Consider the following 19,678-nt stretch of genomic DNA (forward strand, 5'->3'; position numbering starts at 1 on the left):
CCGGTCACAACAACTGGCTGACGAGGCCGTAATCCTTCGCCTCGTCCGCGCCGAGCACGCGGCCTGCGTCGAGATCTGCGGCCACTTCCTGCGTGGTACGTCCGGTCGCACGGACAATGAGATCTCGCAGTCGCGCCACCTGGCGTTCGTGCTGGTCGGCCAGCGTGGCCAGTTCCGCGGCGGTGCCCTCACCGGAGAATTGTGGGGACAGCAAGACGAACATCGTGTGTTGATGTGCGGCCCGTTGCTGTGCGGCGCACAGTACGGCGACCGCCGGCCCGCGGAGCGTTCCACGGACGACGGCGTGGACCGGTGCCTGGACAAGATCGATGGCGCCGGCGAGGGCGAGCGACGGCTCCAGGTCTGCATCGGTGCAAGCCAGGTGCAGCGTGATCGGGGTGGCTTCCTGGGTATCGAGAAGGAGCAGCTGTGCCGCCACCCGGCTCGCCACCGAGTCGTCGAGGCGGCCACCGACGACGATCACCCGCTGTTGCAGCAGTCGGTCGGCCACGTCGCGGTCCAGCCCGACCGGCTCAGGTTCGAGCCAGGACGGCAGAACGGGCTGTGGCGCAGGTCGTTCCGGCGGCCGAAGCGGTGGTACCTCGGGTGGCCACGGTGGCCAGGTGGCGGTGGGATTCTCCAGGAACATGACTTCCTCCCGGCTGTGTCATCCGTGATTCCACCAGCGTGCGCCTGTGATCTCCGCTGTGGAACCCCCAACTCGGGCTGGACGCCTCGTTTGCCGGACCGGCCGGTCATGACGAGATTCAGGTGTGCGGCGAACTCCTGCTTGGTGTCCGGCGACCTCCAGGAGGCGCCGTTGAGCCACGAACGACCAGGGACGCCGGTTCGCCCGGGCATCAGTCCTGCAGCGGTACAGCAAGACCTCGTTGCCGACGCAGTTGCCACTGGCAACTGCGCCCACCGCGCCCGGGGGTGGTCCGTGTGGGTTGAATGAAGCGGGTGGGTCGGGCACTGGACTGGTGGAGGCAGCGGCAGTTCGACAAGCTGGAGCGCCGGTTGTTCTGAACCGTAGCCAGCGCTCTGAGGCCGCCGCTGGGGATCCCGGGCCGACTGCTGAGCTGACTAGAGTGTCAAAGTATTGACGCGAGCGTCAGGCGCGCTTACGTTGGTGTTCTCCAAGGAAGCGAGGGCGCCATGGCTTATGTCATCGGGGTGGATGTCGGTGGGACGTTCACGGATGCGGTGTTGGATGACGATGCGGGGACGGTTGTCGCGGCCAAGGCGCCGTCGACGCCGGACGACTACTCGCAGGGAGTCATGGATGCGCTGGCCGGACTGGCCGAGCAGCTGGCCGAGCCGGTGGAGGAGATGCTCGGCAAGACGCATCACATCGCGCACGGTACGACATCGTCGCTGAACGCACTGGTGACGGGCAACGTGCCGCCGGTCGGGTTCCTCACGACGGTCGGGCACCGCGACTCGATCTTCATCATGAACGTCGAGGGCCGCTACCTCGGGTCGTCACCGGACGAGTTGCAGAACGTGCTCGGTCAGGGCAAGAACCACGGCTTGATCCCCAAGCGGCACGCGCTGGAGGTGGTCGAGCGGATCGACCGGGATGGCAACGTCGTCGTACCGCTCGACGAGGACTCCGCGCGTACGGCGGTGAGCAGCCTGCTCGCGGAAGGGATCCGCTCGATCGCGGTGTCGCTGTTGTGGTCGTTCAAGAATCCGGTGCACGAGCAGCGGATCCGGCAGCTGATCCACCAGATCGACGCGGGCGTGTTCGTCGCGTTGAGCTCGGAGGTGAGTCCGCGGATTCGCGAGTTCGCCCGCAACGCGACCACGATCATGAGCTCGCAGATCGGCCCCGGCCTGCGCGACTACCTGGGCGCGCTCGAACGCCGGCTCCGTTCGCAAGGTCTCGTGGGTCCGCTTCTGGTGATGCAGAGCAACGGTGGCGCGATCGCCGCGAGCGAGGCACCCTCGACCGCGATCAGTACGGTCGGCTCGGTGCTGACCGGTGGTGTCGTCGGTGCGGTGTCGCTGGGCCGGCAGCTTGCCCACCGCAACATCATCACCACCGACGTCGGCGGTACGACGTTCCTGGTCGGGCTGGTCGTGGACGGCGAACCGGTCCGGGCCAGCACCACCATCATCAATCACCATCCCGTCAACGTGCCGACGCTGGAGGTGCACGCGATCGGCTCGGGTGGCGGCGCGATCGCCTGGATCGATGCCGGTGGCAACCTTCAGGTCGGGCCACGCAGCGCGCAATCGGTGCCCGGCCCTGCCTGTTACGACGCGGGAGGCGCGGAGCCGACCAACACCGACGCCAACCTGGTGCTGGGTATTCTCCCGGAGTCCGGACTCCTCGGCGGTCGCAAGGCACTCGACATGGAGGCTGCCCGGCGCGCGATCCGCGAGAAGATCGCCGGTCCGCTCGGCCTCAGCGTCGAGGACGCCGCGGCCGCGATCTACGCGATCCAGAACGCCCAGACCGGCGACCTGCTGCGCAAGACAGTCGTCGAGGCGGGTCACGACCCGAGGTCGTTCGTCCTGTACGCGTTCGGTGGTGCCGGTCCGGCGTACTGCGCGTCGTACGCCGCCGAGGTCGGTGTGCGGGAGGTCGTCGTTCCGCTGGGGCCGGTCGCGTCGGCGTTCTCCGCTTACGGCCTGGCATCGTCGGACGTCGTACTGGCGTCGGAGCTGTCCGATCCCGGGCCGATGCCGTTCGATCCGGTGCGGGCGGCGGACAACTTCGCCGTGCTCGAGGAGCAGGTGCGGTCTGCCCTGGATCGTCAGGGGCTGAGCTACGAGCGCATCGAGTGCGTGCGATCGCTGGATCTGCGCTACACCGCGCAGTTGGCCGAGGTGTCGGTCGAGGTCCCGAACGGGCCGCTCGACGCGACGACGATGGCCGACACCGTCGAGGCGTTCGAGAAGCGGTACGCCGAGTTGTACGGCGAAGGCACCGGCTTCAGTGCCGCCGGGATCCAGGCGATCACCTTCCGCGTCCGGGGGACCGGGGTGCTGCCGTTCTCGCCCGTGCTGCCGAAGCTCGCCGATGCCGACGGATCCGATCCGTCCCCGGCGTTGCACTCGACCAGGAAGGTCTGTCTCGATGCCCGGGTCGGGTACGTCGAGACGCCGATCTACGACTATCGCGCGCTGAAAGCCGGCCACGTCATCACCGGACCCGCCGTGATCGAAGTGCCCACCACGACTGTCGTCGTACCGCCGGAGATGACTGGGGTGGTCGACCACCTCGGCAACCTGACGATCGACACCCAGCGGAGGTCCTGACCATGTCGATGCAGATCCCCGGTTCGGAGTACTTCTCCAGCCGTCCGGTCGACCCGGCGGTGCTTGCCTCCGCGTTGCCCGCGTCCCTGCCGGTGCATACCGTCACGCAGGAGCAGATCGACGGCCTCGATCCGTTGACCTACGAGGTGATCCGGCACCGCCTGTGGTCCGTCACCGAGGAGATGGGCGAAGCGCTGAAGCGGATGTCCGGCTCACCGATCGTCACCGACGCGAACGACTTCGACTTCGCGATCTGCGACGAGCTCGGCCAGGAGGTGCAGGTCGGTCTCTACAACACGATGCTCGTCGGTGCCGTCGACCTCGCGATCTACTGGACCCTGCGGCACAGGGCCGGCAACCCCGGCATCCGCGAGGGGGACATGTTCCTCTGCAACGACCCGTGGGTCGGCGGCGGTCTGCACCAGAGCGACGTGATCGTGTTCCAGCCGGTCTTCCACGACGGCAAGCTGTTCGCCTGGACCAGCGCGATCTGCCACGAGCCTGACCTCGGCGGTGTGGGGCTGGGTTCGTTCTCCCCAGCGGCGCAGGACGTGTTTGCCGAGGCGCTTCCCACGCCGCCGATCAAGGTTGTGCGCGACTTCGAGCTGCAGAACGACGTAGCCGATGCCTGGGTACGACGGTCACGTGTGCCGATGCTGGTCAACCTCGACCTCCGGGCCAAGATCGGCTCGAACTCGGTCGGCCGCAAACGGCTGGTCGATGTCATCGAGCAGTACGGCGCGGACACGGTCAAGGCGGTCATGAAGCGGATGATGGCCGACGCCGAGAGCCGGCTGCGGCGCAAGCTGACCGCGTTGCCCGATGGGACCTGGCGCGCGACCGGCTACCAGGACCAGTCGCACGAGGGTGACCGCGGCGTCCACAAGATCACCGTCGCGATGACCAAGAAGGCCGATCACCTGACCTTCGACTTCCACGGCACCGATCCGCAGAGCGGGGTCATCAACTGCACCTTCGCCGGCATGCGCGGCGGCGTGATGCTCGCGTTGCTGCCGATCCTGGCCCACGACATCCCGTGGTCGGCGGGCGGACTGATGCGTTGCTTCGACCTGGTGGCCGAGGAAGGGACCATCAACAACGCGACGTTCCCCGCGGCCGTCAGTCGTGGTCCGATCGGCCCGGCCTGGCTCACGGGGACGTTGGTCGCGGAGTGCCTGTCACAGTTGCTCGATCAGTCGGTGGACCTCGGCAAGAGCGTCCAGGCTGCCTGCTGCGGTACGTGGGACACCGCGGTCGTAGCCGGGCTCGACGAACGTGGCGAGTTCCCGATGCCGTTCCTCAACGTGATGATGGAGCCGATGGCCGGCGGATTCGGCGCCCGGCCGCAGGCGGACGGCATGGATACGGGAGGTCTGTTCTGCATCCCGATGGGGCGCATCCCCGACGTGGAGATGACGGAGTTCCTCTACCCGCTGCTCACGCTCTGGCGGCGTGAGGAACCTGACTCGGGTGGTCCCGGGCGGCAGCGCGGTGGCGTCAGCGCCTCGGTCGCGGTGACGCTTTACGGGTCGAACAACCCCGCGGGCCTGGTTCTCGCGTCGGCCGGCAAGGCGGTCTCGCAGAACAATGGTCTCGCCGGCGGCTACCCCGGCAACACGGGTCTCGACGCGGTCGCCCGTGGCGCCGACGTACACAGGCTTCTCAAGCAGGGGAAAGTTCCACAGTCGCTAGACGACTTCGGCGATGGTGTTGAACTCGGCAACTGTTACGCGCAGTCCTATCTAGCACCGGGTGAGGTGCTGTACCTGAGCTGGCAAGGTGGCGGTGGGTACGGCGATCCGCTGCATCGCGACCCGGCTGCAGTTGCTGACGACGTACGGGAGCAGAAGGTCTCACCAGAGGCCGCGCTCCAGGTGTACGGCGTGGTCCTGTACGACGGTGTGGTCGACGGCGAGGAGACCGCCGTACTGCGTGATCGGCTGCGGGACGAGCGCCGTCAACGTTCGCAGGCGCCGGAGACAAACGGTGCTGCGCGGATCGCCCTGGAGGGTGCACGACGGTTGGATGACAACCTGGTTGTCGCGGGCAACGAGGTTGGTTGTGCGCACTGCGGTCACCAGCTCGCCGACCTCACTACCGGCACGCAGCTTCAGCTCGCGGTCTTCGAGGGGCCGTCGACAGAGGCTGGTCCGCAGATCACTTCCGACCCGGCGACGTATGTCGACGACGAGGTCGTGTTCCGGCAGCTCTGCTGCCCGGGGTGCTGGACGGCTGTCTACTCCGCGGTCGTGCCGAAGGAACACGTCGACCATGTGTCGGATGTGGGCCGGTTCGCGCTCGCGGGCGGGTCGCAGTGAAGCTCCGTTCCGTGGACGTGCTGGGCGGGGGACCGGGCGGTCTGTACGCCGCCCGGCTCCTCAAGCTCCGACATCCCGACAGCCGGGTGCGGGTCTTCGAGCAGTCGGAGCCGGCGAGTACTTTCGGCTTCGGTGTCGGTCTGGCGACTCGCACGCAGCGGAACCTCGACGCGGCGGATCCGGAGACCCTCGCGGCGATCGTCGCCAATTCGTGGCCGCACGAGATGTCGATGGCGGTCGGCGGCCGGCAGGTGAGCCTGGCGGTGGACAACCTGATCGCGATCGGCCGGTCGACGTTGCTCGATGTACTGCGCAGCCATGCGGTCGATGCCGGAGTCGAGTTCAGCTACAACTCGCGGGTCACCGCGGACGAGTTCGACGCCGACCTTGTCATCGCCGCCGACGGTGTCAGCAGTGGGACTCGGGAAGCACATGCCGAGGTGTTCGGCGCGCGGGTCGACGTACACAAGGGGCTCTATCTATGGGCCGGTGCGGATGTCGCGCTGCCCAGGGCGGTGTTCGTGCCGGTGCGAACCGAATACGGGACCTTTGTCGCGCACGCCTATCCCTATGCGAGTGATCGGAGCACGTTCCTGATCGAGACCGACGAGGAGACGTGGCGGCGGGCGGGGTTCGACGTGACCACCGAGCGGCTGCCGTTCGATGCCAGTGACGAGGACGCGCTCGCGTATCTCGGTGAAGCCTTTGCCGAACATCTGCACGGGCACCGGCTGATCGGGAATCGGACACGCTGGCTCCGGTTCCGCACGGTCAGCTGCGAACGCTGGCACGACGGCAACCTCGTTCTCCTCGGCGACGCGGCCCACACCGCTCACTACTCGATCGGGTCGGGTACGAAGCTCGCCATGGAGGGCGGCATCGCTCTGGCCGCGGCGATCTCCGACTCCAGCGATCTGGAGGAGGCTCTGGTGCAGTACGAGCGCGTACGGCGGCCGGCCGTCGAACATCTCCAGGAGACGGCAGCTCGGAGCATGAGCTGGTGGGACTCGTTCCCGACGCGGCTCGCGCTGCCGGTGGAGCAACTCCTCGTCTCCTACATGACCCGGGCGGGGAAGGTGTCGATCGACCGGTTCGCTGCGTCGGCGGCGGACGTCGTGCGCACGGCGCTTGCTCAGTATGCGCGGTGCGAGGTGGCAGAGGTTGATGACGGCAACCGCGGCGAGTGGGTGTTGCGGCAACCGCTCGGCAAGTCGTTCGGGACGCGTCGAGTGCGGGCTTCGGAGATCCCTGGCCTGCGCCCGGTGCACCTGAGTTTGACCGATCCGTGGGGATCGGCAGCAGATACGCTCGTGAAGGAGATCGGGGCGGACGAGGCTCTGTCCGGCGTACTCCTGACGACTGCTGCGGATACTGGTTCGGTGCTGACGATGTTCGACGTGGCGGAGCGGATCCGGCGCGAGGCGGGCGCCCTGGTCGTGGCTCAGCTCGACCCGAGTGCGACCGACCTCGCCGTCGGCGCCCTCGTCACCGAACGCGTCGACCTGGTCGACCTCGGCGGTGCCGCGTGATCACGGATGAGCTTGTGCCGCCGTTCCGGCCGGAGCTGGCTGAGCGTTACCGGGCAGCCGGGCTGTGGGGAAGTCGCTCGATTGCTCGTGAGTTCACCGCGGTTGCGCAGCGGCACCCTGGTCAGGTCGCCGTGGTCACCGAGCAAGGGAGTCTGACCTACGCCGAACTTGACGAGCAGACCGATCGGATCGGGGCCGGCCTGCTCGATCTCGGGCTCCAGCCGGGCGACCGGGTGATCTTCCAGGTCACCAACCGGTTGGAGACCGTGGTCGTGTGGTACGCCTGCCTCAAAGCCGCTCTGGTACCTGTCGCGACGCTCGCCGCTCACCGGGCGCACGAGATCGCCGAGATCAGCCGGCAGTGTTCGGCGACCGCTCACCTCGTCGAGGCCGGTCTCCCGTTCGACCTGGTCGCCTTCGCCCATGACATCGCCACGGACCACCCAACCCTCCGCCACCTCATCACCATCGGTGCCGAGGCGTCCTCGCTCGATACACTCGGTGCCGACCTGAGCGAGACGGCGATTCGAGCCCGTATCGATGAGGCCCAAAGTGGCGTCGGGCCTGACGATCTGGCGGCTCTGCAGCTGTCCGGCGGCACGACCGGCGTACCGAAGCTCATCCCCCGCCGCCATGCGGAGTACTGGTACAACGCCGCGGCCTACGCTCGTCGGCTCGGCTGGACGACGGAGACCAAGGTCGGTCACCTGATCCCCGTCATCCACAACGCCGGTATCACCTGCGCGATCCACGCCGCCCACAGCTGCGGAGCGACCCTTGTCCTCGGCACCCCGGACGCCGCGGCCTCAGCAGCCCTGCTGGGCGGCGCCGATGTCGACTCCGCGTTGATCGGGCACGGACACTTCGGCGCTCTCCTGCAGCCAGGCTTCCTCGATCAACTACCGGCCTTGCGGCAGGTCCTGCTGTCTGGCACGAAGGTTCCGGAGACGTTGTTCGACGAGCTCGAGCGTCGCGGGATCTGGACGGGACAGCTGTTCGGCATGGGCGAGGGACTGTTCGTCATGAGCCGGCTCGACGATCCCACCGAGGCACGGCTGCGGACCGTCGGCACACCGCTGAGCGAGTACGACGAGGTGCGCATCCTGCTCCCCGGTGCCGAGGCCGAGGCCCCGTACGGCGGGATCGGTGAACTGTGCTGCCGCGGTCCCTACACGATCCCCGGGTACTACGCGGCCGGTGAACGCAACGCGGTCGCCTTCACCTCGGATGGGTTCTACCGCACCGGTGATCTGGCTCGCTGGGGGACGTACGACGGCAAGCCGCAGCTGTTGATCGAGGGGCGCATCAAGGACGTGATCAACCGTGGTGGCGAGAAGATCAATGCCGAGGAGATCGAACTGCTGCTGCTCAGGCACGCGGACATCCACCAGGCGGCCGTTGTCGCGATGCCCGATGCGCGGTTGGGCGAGCGGTCGTGCGCGTACGTCGTCGCCGGCGCGGCTGTCGACCTTGCGGCCGTCCAGCGGTACCTGGAGTCGCTCGGGGTCGCGAAGTTCAAGTGGCCGGAGCGGGTTGAGCAGTTGGACGATCTGCCGCGCACGAATGTCGGCAAGATCGACAAGTCACGGCTCCGCGACCGCGTCGCCGCCGCTCTGCGGGCCGGGGCCGGCGGTTAGAGTCTGCCCATGACTTCAGGGAAGAAGGCGATCGACGCCGACGAGCGGGTGCGGAGCAGTACCCGCCGCGATCTCGTCGAGAGTCAGATCATCGCCGAGGCGACCCGGCTCTTCGCGGAGCGTGGGTTCTCCGGGACGAGCCTGAAGGACATCGCGGACGCGACCGGGCTGACCCGGCCGGCGCTCTATCACTACGTCAAGAACAAGGACGAGATCCTGGCCAAGCTGGTCAGCGAGCTCGCCGAAGGACCGGCGCGTGCGCTGCGCGCCATCCGCGCACGGAGCGAGCTCGGGTCCGCCCAGAAGCTGCGCGAGATCGCCCACGCCATTGCGTTGCAACAGGCGAGCGAACCGGCCAAGTTCCAGCTGCTGATCCGCTCAGAGGCGGACCTGCCCGACGAACTGGTCGGGCCGTACAACCGGAGCCGTCGCGACGTCCTCAACGAGATCGTCGCCGTGATCGAGGCGGGCGTCGCCTCCGGCGAGTTCCGCCCGGTCGACCCCCGCATCGCCGCCCTCGCGGTCATCGGCCAATGCAACTGGGTCGCCTGGTGGCACCACCCCGGCACGCCCGAGGAGAACAGCCGGGTCGCGACGACCATCGCCGACCTCGCCGTCGTCTCGGTTCTCTCCTCCGACGACGCCGATCCGGGCGTGGACCCGCGGACCCGGGCGATCGAGCGCCTCAAGCAGGACGTTCAGCACCTCGAGAAGATCCTGTCCACCGATCAGACGTGAGCCGTCAGCCAGCTCTCGATCCGCTGTGCCGCCAAGGACGTGCCGGTCGCGGCGCCCTTCGTGATCGGGCCACCGAAGTGGGTACCGGGCACGGACTGCACGGTCAGGTCCGAGGCGGCCAGTGCGGCGCTCATCGCGGTGATGTCGGTGGGGTACGACGCTTGGTCACCGGTGAACTCGAGCAGCAGCGTCGGGACGGTGACGCCTGGCGCGCAGTCGAGGAACGTGGCGTTGGTGGACAGGGCCGACCAGGTCGAGAGCCAGGCCTCGGCGGTCGACAGGCGGCCGAAGCCGACCAGGCCGTAGTTGGTCAGGTCGGGGCGCCGGCCGAACAGTGAGCCGTACGGGCGATCGTTGCGATCCAGCGAGAGATCGAGGTTCCGCAGATCGGCGTCGGTGCGGTAGACGGTCATCAGGCGTGGGGCGATCGCGCGGCGACGATCGGCCGCGTCACCGCCGGTCTTGAAGGCGCGGTTGGCCTGCTGGGCATCCGACACGTATTCGCGAGCTTGCGCGTCCAGGCGTCGTACGCGGTCCTCTTGGGCGGCCCGGTACCGATTGATGAAGGCTTCGTCGTAGCTGCTCGACTGGGGTGCCGGGCGGAATCCGTTGTCGGGGTTGAACGGGTCGAGGTCCGGATCGACGGAGAGCGGGTCGGATTCGTCGACCACGGACGGGTCGATCAGTCGCTGCAGGAGGGCGCCTTGGCCGGGATGTGGAGCGAGGAAGATGCACCCGTCGGGCAGCGGCATCGCGGTGTCGGCCAGCGGAACCGGCCGGCCGGACGGCGTGCTCGCGAGGCGTTGACCAGGACGTAGAGCGGCCTGCTGGCAGTAGAACGCGGCCAGCGTCCCACCGCCGGAATGACCCAACGAGTAGACGCCAAAGCCCTTGTCACGCAGGAAAACGTGACCGGCGGCGAAGTCGATGATCGCCTGCTCGTGCAGCAGGTTCAGGTCGTTGTTCGGCGAACGAGAGCCCTGCGTCCAGACGCCGTACCCCATGGTCAGCAAGTACGGAATCAGCGGGTGGTGCGTGACGTCCTGCCGCGGATGCATGATCGTGACGACGGTCGTCGCTCCTCGTGGCACGCGCAGCACGCCGGTGACCTTGGCGTCGTCGCTGGTGTTGAGCTCGTGCACACTGGTCGCGACAGCTTCAGGCCACTCGATGGTGGACGAGTAGCGACCGGCCCCCAGGTGCGTTGCCGTCATCGCGGGTCCACTCGCAGCGCGTCCTTGTCCCACTGGACGATCCGCCCATCGGCCAACCCGGCGACGCAGCTGTACCAGACGGCGTGACGGCATCCGGTGGCGCGCCGGTCTATGACGATCGGGCCGTTGTGCTCGATGACGAAGTAGGGCCCGAGCTTGTCCACCTGGACGCCGTCGGACTGACCGGCGACGTTCGCCACCGAGATGTTCTCCGGTACGTCGAGCACGTACAGCCGGCTCATACGCGCACCTCCCACGACGGGGCGCGTTCGACTATCAGCTCGGCCTTGCGCGTCAGCAGGTCGTCCATCGTGTGGCCCTCGCGCTGCGCGATGTCGACGAGCGCGTCGATGGTGAGGTTGGCGTCCAGATCCTCCTGCGGAGTCACCGGACGCAGCGCCCGGGTGACCTCGACCAGGTAGCCGTTCGGGTCGTGGGTGTAGATCGATTCGATCGTCTCGTGCTGGACCTGCATCTCGACCGGCCATTCGCTGTGGTCGAGCCGGCGGCGGTACTCCATCAAGGCGTCCCCGGAGTCGACATGGATCGCCAGGTGACGCGATCGGACGAACCAGTCCGGCGTACTGTCGCCGAACCGTGCGTAGGCATCACCCTTCCCCTCCGACGACGGCCGCGGCAGCCCGAAGTAGTAGAAGAACGCGATCCGGTCGTCGTTGCCGATGTCGAAGAAGAAGTGGATGAAGTCCGGATGATCGTCCGGACCCCAGCCGGCGGCGCAGATCGAGTGCACGACCGGGAAGCCGAGGACGTCGCGGTAGAACCGGACCGTACCGACCGGGTTGAAAGTGGGGAAGGCAGCGTGGTCGACACCGCGGGCCAGATGCCGTCCGGAGAGATCGTTCATCGGGATAGTCCTCCTTCGCGCCGGAGCAGCGAACCTGCTCCGGGAATGTCGATCGGTAGATCGGCCGCCTTGAGGATGCTGTAGGCGCCGGCCGTCGCGGCCGAGAGCACCGGAAGCCCGAACTCCTGCTCGGCGGATTCGACCAGCGGCAACGAAGGCATCTGCACACATGCCGAGATCACCAATGCGTCCGCGCGAATCAACTCCAGCGAGCGGGCGGCGGCCATCACCAGGTCGCCTTGGATGCAGCCGACCTGACGGTTGTCCTCAACCTCCAGCGCCCGCCAATCCACCACCTCGAAACCCTCCGCCTCGAGGTAGGTCACCACCTTCTCGGCCAGTGGTTTCAGGTACGGCGTGACAATCGCGATCCGCTGAGCCGGAACAGCCCGAAGGGCCTCGACCAGCGCACCGGCACTCGACCTGACCAACGTCCCGGACCCACCTGTGGCGAGCTGCTCAGCGATCAATCCTTCGACGCGCTGGTGCTCGCCAGGACCAACGGACATCAACGCGACGAGGCACGCGTAGAGCAGCACATCCGGATCGGCGTCCCCGAGCTCCATCACGCACCGCTCCCGCTGCGCGTTCATCGCGGCCAGCTGCGCGGGCGACACCTTGGCCATCCGCATCCGGCTGCCATGGAAGGAGAACGTCGCCCCGGGATGCCGGCCGAGTAACGCCGGCAGCTCGGTCTCAACGGTGACATTCGAACTGGGCACAACAAGCCCGACACGTACGTGACTCATCCAGATCCTCTCGCCTCCTCCAGCATTCGACGGATCCGACGAAAAGTCAACACTAGCGTCAATTTGTCCTGGAGGGCACCTCGTCGCGATCCCGTCGCGCGCCATCTCGGTGACCGTGGACGGGACCTTGCCGGAGGATCTGATCCCGCCGTGCCGCCGATCCCGCCGCACGCCACCTGGGACCAGCTGGAGAAGGCCCTGGAATCGATCGTCCGCGGCGACTCCGACCGCGTCGACGTCATCAAGGAAGGCGTGAAGTCCAAGCTCCAGGAGTTCCTGGCCGGTGGACGTGGAGATTCGTGACAAGCAGGTTTGGGTGCGCGCGGCGCTGGCTACCGGTTGGGGATGACAGCTGAGCCGAACCCGGTGGAACCGCTGGGCATCCCGGAAGAGACCGATCCTGGCCGGGCGACGGAGCCCAATCCCATTGACCCCCTTGGGCGCGAAATCCAGCCCTGACGGCAGCCCGGGGCCTCCTCCGCGGACCGCATGGGTGGGCCAAGCCACGGGTACCGAATGTTTGGAGAGGGGTTGACGATGATCGATCCTTGGACGTACCCGACGGATCGCTACTACTACAACTGGTGGGAAGGCCCGGTGCCGCCGGGTTTGGTGGACGTCAGCAATCAGCTGAAACCTCGCCGGCCAACGTGAGCCTTGGGGTCTGCCGTGCTGATCTATCGGAACGCCTGGCGTGCCGTGTGCTGGGTGTTCGGTGCTGTCGGTGTCGCGGCCGCGGTGATCGTGTTGCCGGGAGATGCTTTGTTGGCGCTTGGGCTGCTGACCTTCATTGCCGTGGTTTGCGCGGTGGTCGGCTACCAGCCGGGAGATGCGGTCGGCAGTGCACCGCGGCTTACCCGCGGTGGGCTCGTTGTCATCGTCATCGCAGCAACGACGACGGTGGTGGCGGCCGTGGGTCTTGCGGCCATCTTGGGTGTGGGCATCGTCTGGTTGGCGCTGTTTCTTGGGCTGGTGTCGCCTGCTGCTGTCCGCTGGTACGGGCGTCGGATGATCCGATCCCGGCGTCCACAGGGGGATCATGACGGGCCGCTGGTGGATACGGCGCAACTGTGTCGGGAGTGGCTCGACAGTTACGAGGCCCTGCGGCAGGCTGTGACACCCGCCGCGCGGCTTCGCATCGTGATGGAGCGCCAGCGGTGCTTGGACGAGCTCGAACGTCGCGATCCCGAGGGCCTGAACGCTTGGCTCAGTTCCAACGCCAGTGCCGCCGGCGATCCCAGCCGCTTCCTCTCTGACAGTGGACCTGAGTCACCAACAGGCAGCTGAGTTAGTAGCAGCGCGGCTCTGTCGCGCCGATGATGAATGAGCGATCCCCAGCTGCTTGAGGATGGCAACGATCTGGCAACCGGATCCACCGGTCGTCAACCCGGCGGCCTTCGCTGCCCGCGATACCTACGACCTCAGACCGAGCTCTTGAGCCTCGCGGAGGAAGATGTCAGCGCCGGTCGGCCCGATGCTCGCCGCCTGCTCGATGTTTGACATCAGGGCCCCGCGGAAACCGGAGATCCGGTGGCCGGCGTGCTGGCTCGAACGTCTGAAGGGTTCGTCGAGCCAGCCCCGGCCGCCCCGGGGCGGCGATCCGGACAGCAACATCCAGTCGACGACCGGCAACGGTCGAAGCGGGTCGTTCGTCGGTCGGGTGGTAGGCAAAGAATCGACCGCCGGAGCCGAAGGAGCGCGCGGAGCCGCAGAGGCAGAAGCCCACAAGCTGATCTCGGGGCGTCGCGCCTCGACGTCGTGGATACACCTTAGGAGGAGCGATGGCGACCATGCCGTCGGCCGCCCAGGACGATCTGGTCGGTGTGATCACGAAGGATCACCGTGAGATCGAGCTGATCCTGGCCCAGCTGCAGTTGGGCGAAGGTACGCCGCAGCATCGGCGGGACCTGGCCGATCACCTGACGACCGAGCTGGTTCGTCACGCGGTGGCCGAGGAGATGTACATGTACCCGGCGGCACGCAGAGTGCTTGCCGATGGCGACGACGTTGCCGATCGGGCGATTGCTGAGCACGCTGAGGTCGAGCACATCCTCAAGGATCTCGAAGGCGTCGATGCTACGGATCGACAGTTCGATGACCTGGTCGGCAGGGTGATCGCGGAAGTCAGGCACCACGTGGTGGACGAGGAGCAGCAGGTGCTCATTCCATTACGGGAGGCCTGCGGCGCCGAGGGACTGCAGGAGTTGGGACGTATGGTCGTCAGAGCGAAGGAGTCCGCTCCGACCCGACCGCATCCGTCGGCACCGGACAAACCACCGGCCAATCTCATCCTCGGACCAGGCGTGGGCATGATCGACAGGCTCAGAGACGCTCTCACCGGCCGGGACCGGTGCTGACGCGGAACCAGTCCGCGACAGGGCGTCGTACGGGATCGTGGGACCTTACTTGGGATCCGGCATCGGCTCGACCGGATCGGGCGGTGGTGGTTCGAGCGGACCTGGCGGGCCTGGAGGTGTCGGTGGATCCGGTGGTGTCGGGGGGTGTGGGGTGACTGGTGGTTCGGGCGGGTCGGTGATCGTGGCTTGCGCTGGACCCAGCATGGTGAAGTCCCTTCAGACTGGTTGCGATGGTGTGCTGTCTGCGGGCGTCGTTGGGCTGGTCTTGGCTTGGCGGCGACGGCCGAGGGCCAGGCCGAGGAGGATCATGCCGGCGCCGAGGGCTAGGTGGAGCCAGTTGTCGGCGGTGTTGACCGGGACGAAGTTGGCGCTGCTGTCCAGGTCGATGACCAGGCCGTAAATCCACAGCGCGAGGTAGACGAGGCCGCCTCCGATGAGGAAGAGGTAGGCGCTGGACGCCGTACGAGCCATGGCGAGACCCACCACACCTAAGAGCAGATGGACGATGTTGTGCAGGATGGAGACCTGGAACAACCCGAGCAACATCGTGTCGGTCTCGTGGCCGGCGACGGTCAGGTCGTCGAGGTTCGTGGTGATGCCGGGGACAAAGCCCAGGACACCGACGACAAGGAAGGCGATTGATACGACGACGGCAGCCTTCTGGATCGGTGTAGCGGCCCCGGTCCGTGTGTTCATGTGGGACATGGTGAGGATCTCCTGCCCTTTGTGCTCGGGAAGGGGATGGCCAGTGCCCTGCGGTCTGTGCGTTCAGCCTGGCACTGATCATCCTCGTTCCGTCCACGCTCCTGAGCGGATGCGAAGAGACGAATATTCGGTACCCAGTTCCACTTCGTCCTAACGTGACTGTCAGTGATGGCAGCACGGGGGCGAGGGCGACTCTGAATGAGTTGCTGGGCATGGAGGCGCTTGCCGCGAGCGGTGCTCGGGATCGGCATCGACTCATCGATCGGCGTCTACGTCATCCAGACGGCCCGGCAGCGGGCACCTCGGCGGTCAGGCCCACTCAACGTCTGAGCCGCGCTGGCCGGGCAGCCGCTCTGCGGGTTTGTGGGTCTCGTGCAGGCCCCCGATTGAGTTGCTTCGGCGCCGTTGGCGAATGAGCGCCGCCCGCCGCGCGAACGAGGATGGGTAGCTCTACCGATGCGGGCTCTGTAGCCGCCAGGGGAGCGTGGCACCACTGAACGAAGGAGTGGTTGCCATGACACGTACGGACGTACCCACCATCACGCGGGTGGTTTCCCGCGACGGCACCGAGATCGCCTACTGGACGAGCGGTGACGGGCCGCCGCTCGTGCTGGTGCACGGCACGACGGCCGACCACACTCGCTGGGCGCCCGTGTTGAAGTATCTGGAGCCGCACGTCACGGTGCACACCATGGACCGCCGCGGCCGAGGTGGCAGCGGCGACGCGGCCGAGTACGACGGGGTGCGCGAGTTCGAGGACGTCGCCGCCGTGGTGGACGCCGTGGCCGAGACCTCCGGTTCGGCGGTCGACCTGCTCGGCCACTCGTACGGTGGGTTCTGCGCGTTCGGCGCGGCGACGCTGACCTCGAACATCCACAAGCTGGTGCTGTACGAGGGCTGGCCCGCCCCGAACCCTGCCGCGTTGGCCATCCCGCCGGAGCTTGAGGAGCGGATGGACGCGTTGCTGGCCGAGGGCGAGCGCGAGCGCGTGCTGGAGGTGTTCTTCCGCGAGATCGTGCGAATGCCCGACCACGAGTTCGAGCGGTATCGCGCCCTGCCCGCCTGGCAGGCACGCATCGCCGCGGCGCACACGATCACCCGTGAGGACCAGGCGCATGGCGCGCGAGCCTTCGATCCCGAGGAGGCGAAGAAGATCACGGTGCCGGTGCTGCTCATGGTCGGCGGCGACAGCCCGCCCGCGATGCAGGCCGACTACGAGACCGTCGCCTCTGCCCTTCCGGATGCGCGGGTCACCGTCATGGACGGCCAGCAGCACATCGCGATCGACCTGATTCCGGAGGAGTTCGCGCGCCGCGTACTCACCTTCCTGCGCTGAGACACCGCGCATCCTCTTCACGAGTAGGCGACGACGCCGACAATCGATCCGGCGCGCCGCGAGCGGTCCCGAGCAGCCGATGATCGGCTGTGATGCGCACCTGCCCGCGCCGTTCGGCGTATCGTCGAGATCGGAGGGGGGCGAGATGGCGACGTTGACGGTGGCGGCGGTGCAGGCGAGCTACGTTCTGATGGATCGCATGGCGACGCTCGCCAAGGTAGAGGAGTTGCTGGTCGACCCCGCGGTACGGGCGGCCGACCTGGTCGTGTTTCCGGAGGCATTTGTGCCCGGTACGCCGATCTGGATCGACGGACCGCCGATCTGGGACGGTGACGAGCAGTGGTTCGCGATGCTCGCCGATCAGGCCGTGGTCGTACCGAGTGAGGCCACTGATCGGCTCGGGGCGGCCGCCCGGGACGCGGGCGTGTATCTGGTCATCGGGATCAACGAGCGCGAGCCGACCGGGAGCACGATCTACAACACGTTGCTGTACTTCGATGCCAGTGGCAACCTCCTCGGCAAGCACCGCAAGCTGATGCCGACCGGCTCGGAGCGCACCGTGTGGGGAATGGGCGACGGCTCGATGCTCGACACCTACCCGACACCCTTCGGGCGCATCGGTGGGCTGATCTGCTGGGAGAACTACATGCCGTTGGCTCGGTTCTACTTGTACTCCCAAGGTGTCGACATCTGGGTGGCCCCAACGCTGGCGAGAGGTGACGGCTGGGTCGCGACCATGCGACACATAGCCCGGGAGGGCCGCTGCTACGTCATCGGTGTGAATCCGTGCCTGCGCGTCGACCAGATCCCGGCAGACTTCCCCGACCGGGAGCGAGTGTGGCGAACCGATCCGGACGACCCCGACTGGGTGGAACCCGGCAACACGGTGATCGTCGGCACGAACGGGGAGATCTTAGCCGGACCGGCCCGGCACGCCGAGACCATCCTGGTTGCCGAACTGGATCTCACGAAGGTGCTTTCGGCGCGGCGGCTGTTCGACCCGGTTGGCCACTACAACCGGCCCGACGTGTTCCGGCTCGCCGTCGACACCGCACCACGGCCGGTCGTCACCCCACTGCGCAACAACCTCGACGACGGCTGAGCAGCCGCGATCCACGCTGTCACACCGGGTGGGCAAAGCCCCCGGGCAGATCGCCCGACCGAGTCAGGTTGCAACGCAACGCAACATCGTTGAATCGGTTACGTCCGGAGTACTGCCGTTGCACGCCCACGGTGCGCCGGCCCTTCTTGGCGTCACCGGTCTCGTCGAAACACCGGCGTCACCAGATCCGGCTCCATCCCATCAGCCAGATTCTCCACCGCGTAGGCGGCAACCTCGGCCCGGACCGTCTCGTGGTCCCAGCTCGCCCGACCCAGCAGGTGCTGTATCCGGTCCGGGGAGCCATGGCCGGCATGCTCGGCCAGGCTCCAGCAGTTCTCGCGTCACACAGCCACGCCGATCCCAGATCCCTTACCAGGAAAGCGAATCAGCCAAGGCAACGATCCACGGCTGTAGTACTGGGCGGCCCAGGCGCAGTGCCTGGGCCAGGGCAATTCTCAGAAGCCGTGCTTGTGCCCATCGTCACGACGCTCGCTCACACGAAGCCGTCATCCCGCCGCCGCGCCGACCATCGCCTCCATGAGATCGGCAGCCTCTTCGCTCGTGAGCGATCCCTCCCGGACGAGCGAGTGCCATGTCACGAACGAGATCGCGTGGCCGACGGCGGCCGCCGTGCGCACGCGCACCCGACCTCGCTCGCGGCGTCCCGTCATCAGTGAACGAGCGACGTGGCGGAAGTATCCGACGAACGCCTCGCGGGCCGCCGGCGGGACAGCATCGATATCGCGGATGCCTACCGAGAGCATCGCCTCCGTTTCCTCGTACCACCGATACAGTTCGCGCACCGCGACGCGCAAGCGCTCGTTGGGTGAGGCGATGCCGACCCACGACGTCGGGTCGGGCATGGGGTGCCGCTCGTAGTAGTGGGCGTTGCACGCCTCGAACAGCACCTGGAGATCGGGGAAGTGGTTGTACACCGTGGCACGCTGCACGCCCGCGCGCTCGGCGATGGCCTTGATGGTCGTCTGCGCGGGGCCGAGCGTTTCGTGGAGCTCGACCGTCGCTTCAACGATTCGTTGCCGGGTCTCGGCTTCGGTGAGCGCACGCTTCGTCTTCCGGTATGGGCGTGGCGACGCTATGTTCGCTGAACACATATGTTAGCCAATCTTGACAGGGCGCTTCGCTGCTGCTTCATTGTACGCATGTGTCAGCCAAATGGAGGTGCGGCATGAGTGCAGGGACTGTAGCGGCCACGACCGTCAAGGTTGTCCAGCCCGGTGAAGGTCGGCGCGGCGGATTGATGCCCGGCGTCGGGGTGATCTTCAAGATCGACGGTGTCGACTCCGGTGGCGCCCTCGCCGTCGTCGAACACCCCTTCGAGGTCGGCGGACTCGTCCCGCCCCACGTCCACCACCGCGAGGATGAGATCTCCATCGTGCTCGAGGGCGAGATCGGCTTCCGGTCCGAGGACAAGGAGATCGTGCTCGGCCCGGGCGGATACATCGTGAAGCCGCGCGGCGAGGTCCACGCGATGTGGAACGCCGGGCCGACGCCGGCGCGCATGATCGAGATCATCTCGCCTGCCGGACTCGAAGAGCTCTTCCGGACGGTCGTCGGCCTGACCGAGCGCGGCGAAGCAGAGATGTCGAAGATCGTCGAGCTCGCGAACCGCTACGAGGTCCCAATCGCGGAACCCGAATGGTTCGCGGACGTCATCCAGCGCTACCAGCTCTCCATGCCGACGCCTTAGTCCGGGGCCGCCTGGACGCAAGCCAGGCGGCCCACACCCGTTCGCGATGGACTACCTGCTCGACAGGAACACGATCACGATCTACGGCTGTAGTACTAGGGACATGAACCCCCACGTGTCCGACGAGGGACACGCACCTTAAACAACACG

The 19,678-nt window shown here is 67.1% G+C and carries 18 protein-coding genes and 1 pseudogene; 11 read left to right on the forward strand and 8 right to left on the reverse strand.

What is annotated here, in order from left to right:
• Nucleotides 1-4 precede the first annotated feature (4 nt).
• Nucleotides 5-649 carry an ATP-dependent Clp protease proteolytic subunit gene (locus tag EV643_RS21625; RefSeq protein WP_133801921.1) on the reverse strand — a complete coding sequence of 215 codons (645 nt, stop codon included), beginning with the start codon at nucleotides 647-649 and terminating at the stop codon, nucleotides 5-7.
• Between the two features lie 509 nt (nucleotides 650-1,158).
• On the opposite strand from EV643_RS21625, the gene EV643_RS21630 reads away from it, so the two are divergent.
• Genes EV643_RS21630 through EV643_RS21650 form a run of 5 tightly spaced genes read left to right on the forward strand, consistent with a single transcriptional unit; the run spans nucleotide 1,159 to nucleotide 9,492 of the window.
• Entirely contained in the window at nucleotides 1,159-3,270 is a 2,112-nt protein-coding gene (locus EV643_RS21630) for a hydantoinase/oxoprolinase family protein (RefSeq protein ID WP_133801922.1), read from the forward strand.
• Nucleotides 3,271-3,272: 2 nt separating this feature from the next.
• The gene (locus EV643_RS21635) at nucleotides 3,273-5,588 is read left to right on the forward strand and encodes a hydantoinase B/oxoprolinase family protein (RefSeq protein WP_133801923.1); all 2,316 of its coding nucleotides are present in this window, start codon (nucleotides 3,273-3,275) and stop codon (nucleotides 5,586-5,588) included.
• Complete coding sequence (locus EV643_RS21640) at nucleotides 5,585-7,117, forward strand: FAD-dependent monooxygenase (protein ID WP_133801924.1); 1,533 nt, start codon at nucleotides 5,585-5,587, stop codon at nucleotides 7,115-7,117. Before EV643_RS21635 ends, EV643_RS21640 begins: the two co-directional genes overlap by 4 nt.
• A complete protein-coding gene (locus EV643_RS21645) occupies nucleotides 7,114-8,754 on the forward strand; it encodes a (2,3-dihydroxybenzoyl)adenylate synthase (protein WP_133801925.1) in 1,641 nt (546 codons plus the stop codon). Before EV643_RS21640 ends, EV643_RS21645 begins: the two co-directional genes overlap by 4 nt.
• A gap of 9 nt (nucleotides 8,755-8,763) precedes the next feature.
• A complete protein-coding gene (locus tag EV643_RS21650) occupies nucleotides 8,764-9,492 on the forward strand; it encodes a TetR/AcrR family transcriptional regulator (RefSeq protein ID WP_133801926.1) in 729 nt (242 codons plus the stop codon).
• On the opposite strand, the gene EV643_RS21655 is transcribed toward EV643_RS21650, so the two are convergent.
• Genes EV643_RS21655 through EV643_RS21670 form a run of 4 tightly spaced genes read right to left on the reverse strand, consistent with a single transcriptional unit; the run spans nucleotide 9,483 to nucleotide 12,320 of the window.
• Nucleotides 9,483-10,706, reverse strand: coding sequence for an alpha/beta hydrolase (locus tag EV643_RS21655; RefSeq protein WP_133801927.1), 1,224 nt, complete (start codon nucleotides 10,704-10,706; stop codon nucleotides 9,483-9,485). The two genes, EV643_RS21650 and EV643_RS21655, sit on opposite strands and share 10 nt — an antisense overlap.
• Complete coding sequence (locus EV643_RS21660; protein WP_133801928.1) at nucleotides 10,703-10,948, reverse strand: hypothetical protein; 246 nt, start codon at nucleotides 10,946-10,948, stop codon at nucleotides 10,703-10,705. Before EV643_RS21660 ends, EV643_RS21655 begins: the two co-directional genes overlap by 4 nt.
• Nucleotides 10,945-11,571, reverse strand: a complete 627-nt coding sequence (locus EV643_RS21665; protein ID WP_133801929.1) for a VOC family protein — start codon at nucleotides 11,569-11,571, stop codon at nucleotides 10,945-10,947. Before EV643_RS21665 ends, EV643_RS21660 begins: the two co-directional genes overlap by 4 nt.
• Entirely contained in the window at nucleotides 11,568-12,320 is a 753-nt protein-coding gene (locus tag EV643_RS21670) for a maleate cis-trans isomerase family protein (RefSeq protein ID WP_133801930.1), read from the reverse strand. The genes EV643_RS21665 and EV643_RS21670 overlap by 4 nt, the downstream gene beginning before the upstream one ends.
• Nucleotides 12,321-12,470: 150 nt before the next feature.
• Between EV643_RS21670 and EV643_RS44225 the strand changes: the two genes are divergently transcribed.
• The 3 genes from EV643_RS44225 (at nucleotide 12,471) to EV643_RS21685 (ending at nucleotide 14,677) form a co-directional block, all read left to right on the forward strand.
• Nucleotides 12,471-12,623: a hypothetical protein gene (locus EV643_RS44225; protein ID WP_166665520.1), complete on the forward strand. Its 153-nt coding sequence runs from the start codon at nucleotides 12,471-12,473 to the stop codon at nucleotides 12,621-12,623.
• A 366-nt stretch (nucleotides 12,624-12,989) separates the two neighbouring features.
• Nucleotides 12,990-13,607, forward strand: a complete 618-nt coding sequence (locus EV643_RS21680; protein ID WP_133801932.1) for a hypothetical protein — start codon at nucleotides 12,990-12,992, stop codon at nucleotides 13,605-13,607.
• A 494-nt stretch (nucleotides 13,608-14,101) separates the two neighbouring features.
• The gene (locus EV643_RS21685) at nucleotides 14,102-14,677 is read left to right on the forward strand and encodes a hemerythrin domain-containing protein (RefSeq protein ID WP_238165708.1); all 576 of its coding nucleotides are present in this window, start codon (nucleotides 14,102-14,104) and stop codon (nucleotides 14,675-14,677) included.
• Between the two features lie 216 nt (nucleotides 14,678-14,893).
• On the opposite strand, the gene EV643_RS21690 is transcribed toward EV643_RS21685, so the two are convergent.
• A complete protein-coding gene (locus EV643_RS21690; RefSeq protein WP_238165709.1) occupies nucleotides 14,894-15,373 on the reverse strand; it encodes a DUF4383 domain-containing protein in 480 nt (159 codons plus the stop codon).
• Nucleotides 15,374-15,896: 523 nt separating this feature from the next.
• Here EV643_RS21690 and EV643_RS21695 point away from each other — a divergent pair.
• Together EV643_RS21695 and EV643_RS21700 are read left to right on the forward strand one after the other, a co-directional pair.
• On the forward strand, nucleotides 15,897-16,718 hold the full coding sequence (locus tag EV643_RS21695; RefSeq protein ID WP_133801934.1) for an alpha/beta fold hydrolase: 822 nt from the start codon (nucleotides 15,897-15,899) through the stop codon (nucleotides 16,716-16,718).
• 145 nt (nucleotides 16,719-16,863) lie between these two features.
• On the forward strand, nucleotides 16,864-17,820 hold the full coding sequence (locus EV643_RS21700) for a carbon-nitrogen hydrolase family protein (protein ID WP_133801935.1): 957 nt from the start codon (nucleotides 16,864-16,866) through the stop codon (nucleotides 17,818-17,820).
• 103 nt (nucleotides 17,821-17,923) lie between these two features.
• Here EV643_RS21700 and EV643_RS45770 read toward each other — a convergent pair.
• A pseudogene (locus EV643_RS45770) lies at nucleotides 17,924-18,161 on the reverse strand (transposase); the annotation flags it as partial.
• A gap of 165 nt (nucleotides 18,162-18,326) precedes the next feature.
• Nucleotides 18,327-18,932: a TetR/AcrR family transcriptional regulator gene (locus EV643_RS21705; protein WP_133801936.1), complete on the reverse strand. Its 606-nt coding sequence runs from the start codon at nucleotides 18,930-18,932 to the stop codon at nucleotides 18,327-18,329.
• A gap of 74 nt (nucleotides 18,933-19,006) precedes the next feature.
• Between EV643_RS21705 and EV643_RS21710 the strand changes: the two genes are divergently transcribed.
• The gene (locus tag EV643_RS21710; RefSeq protein ID WP_133801937.1) at nucleotides 19,007-19,528 is read left to right on the forward strand and encodes a cupin domain-containing protein; all 522 of its coding nucleotides are present in this window, start codon (nucleotides 19,007-19,009) and stop codon (nucleotides 19,526-19,528) included.
• The last annotated feature ends 150 nt before the right edge of the window (nucleotides 19,529-19,678 follow it).

Origin of the sequence: Kribbella caucasensis, assembly GCF_004361855.1 — a bacterium.
Lineage (GTDB): Bacteria > Actinomycetota > Actinomycetes > Propionibacteriales > Kribbellaceae > Kribbella > Kribbella caucasensis.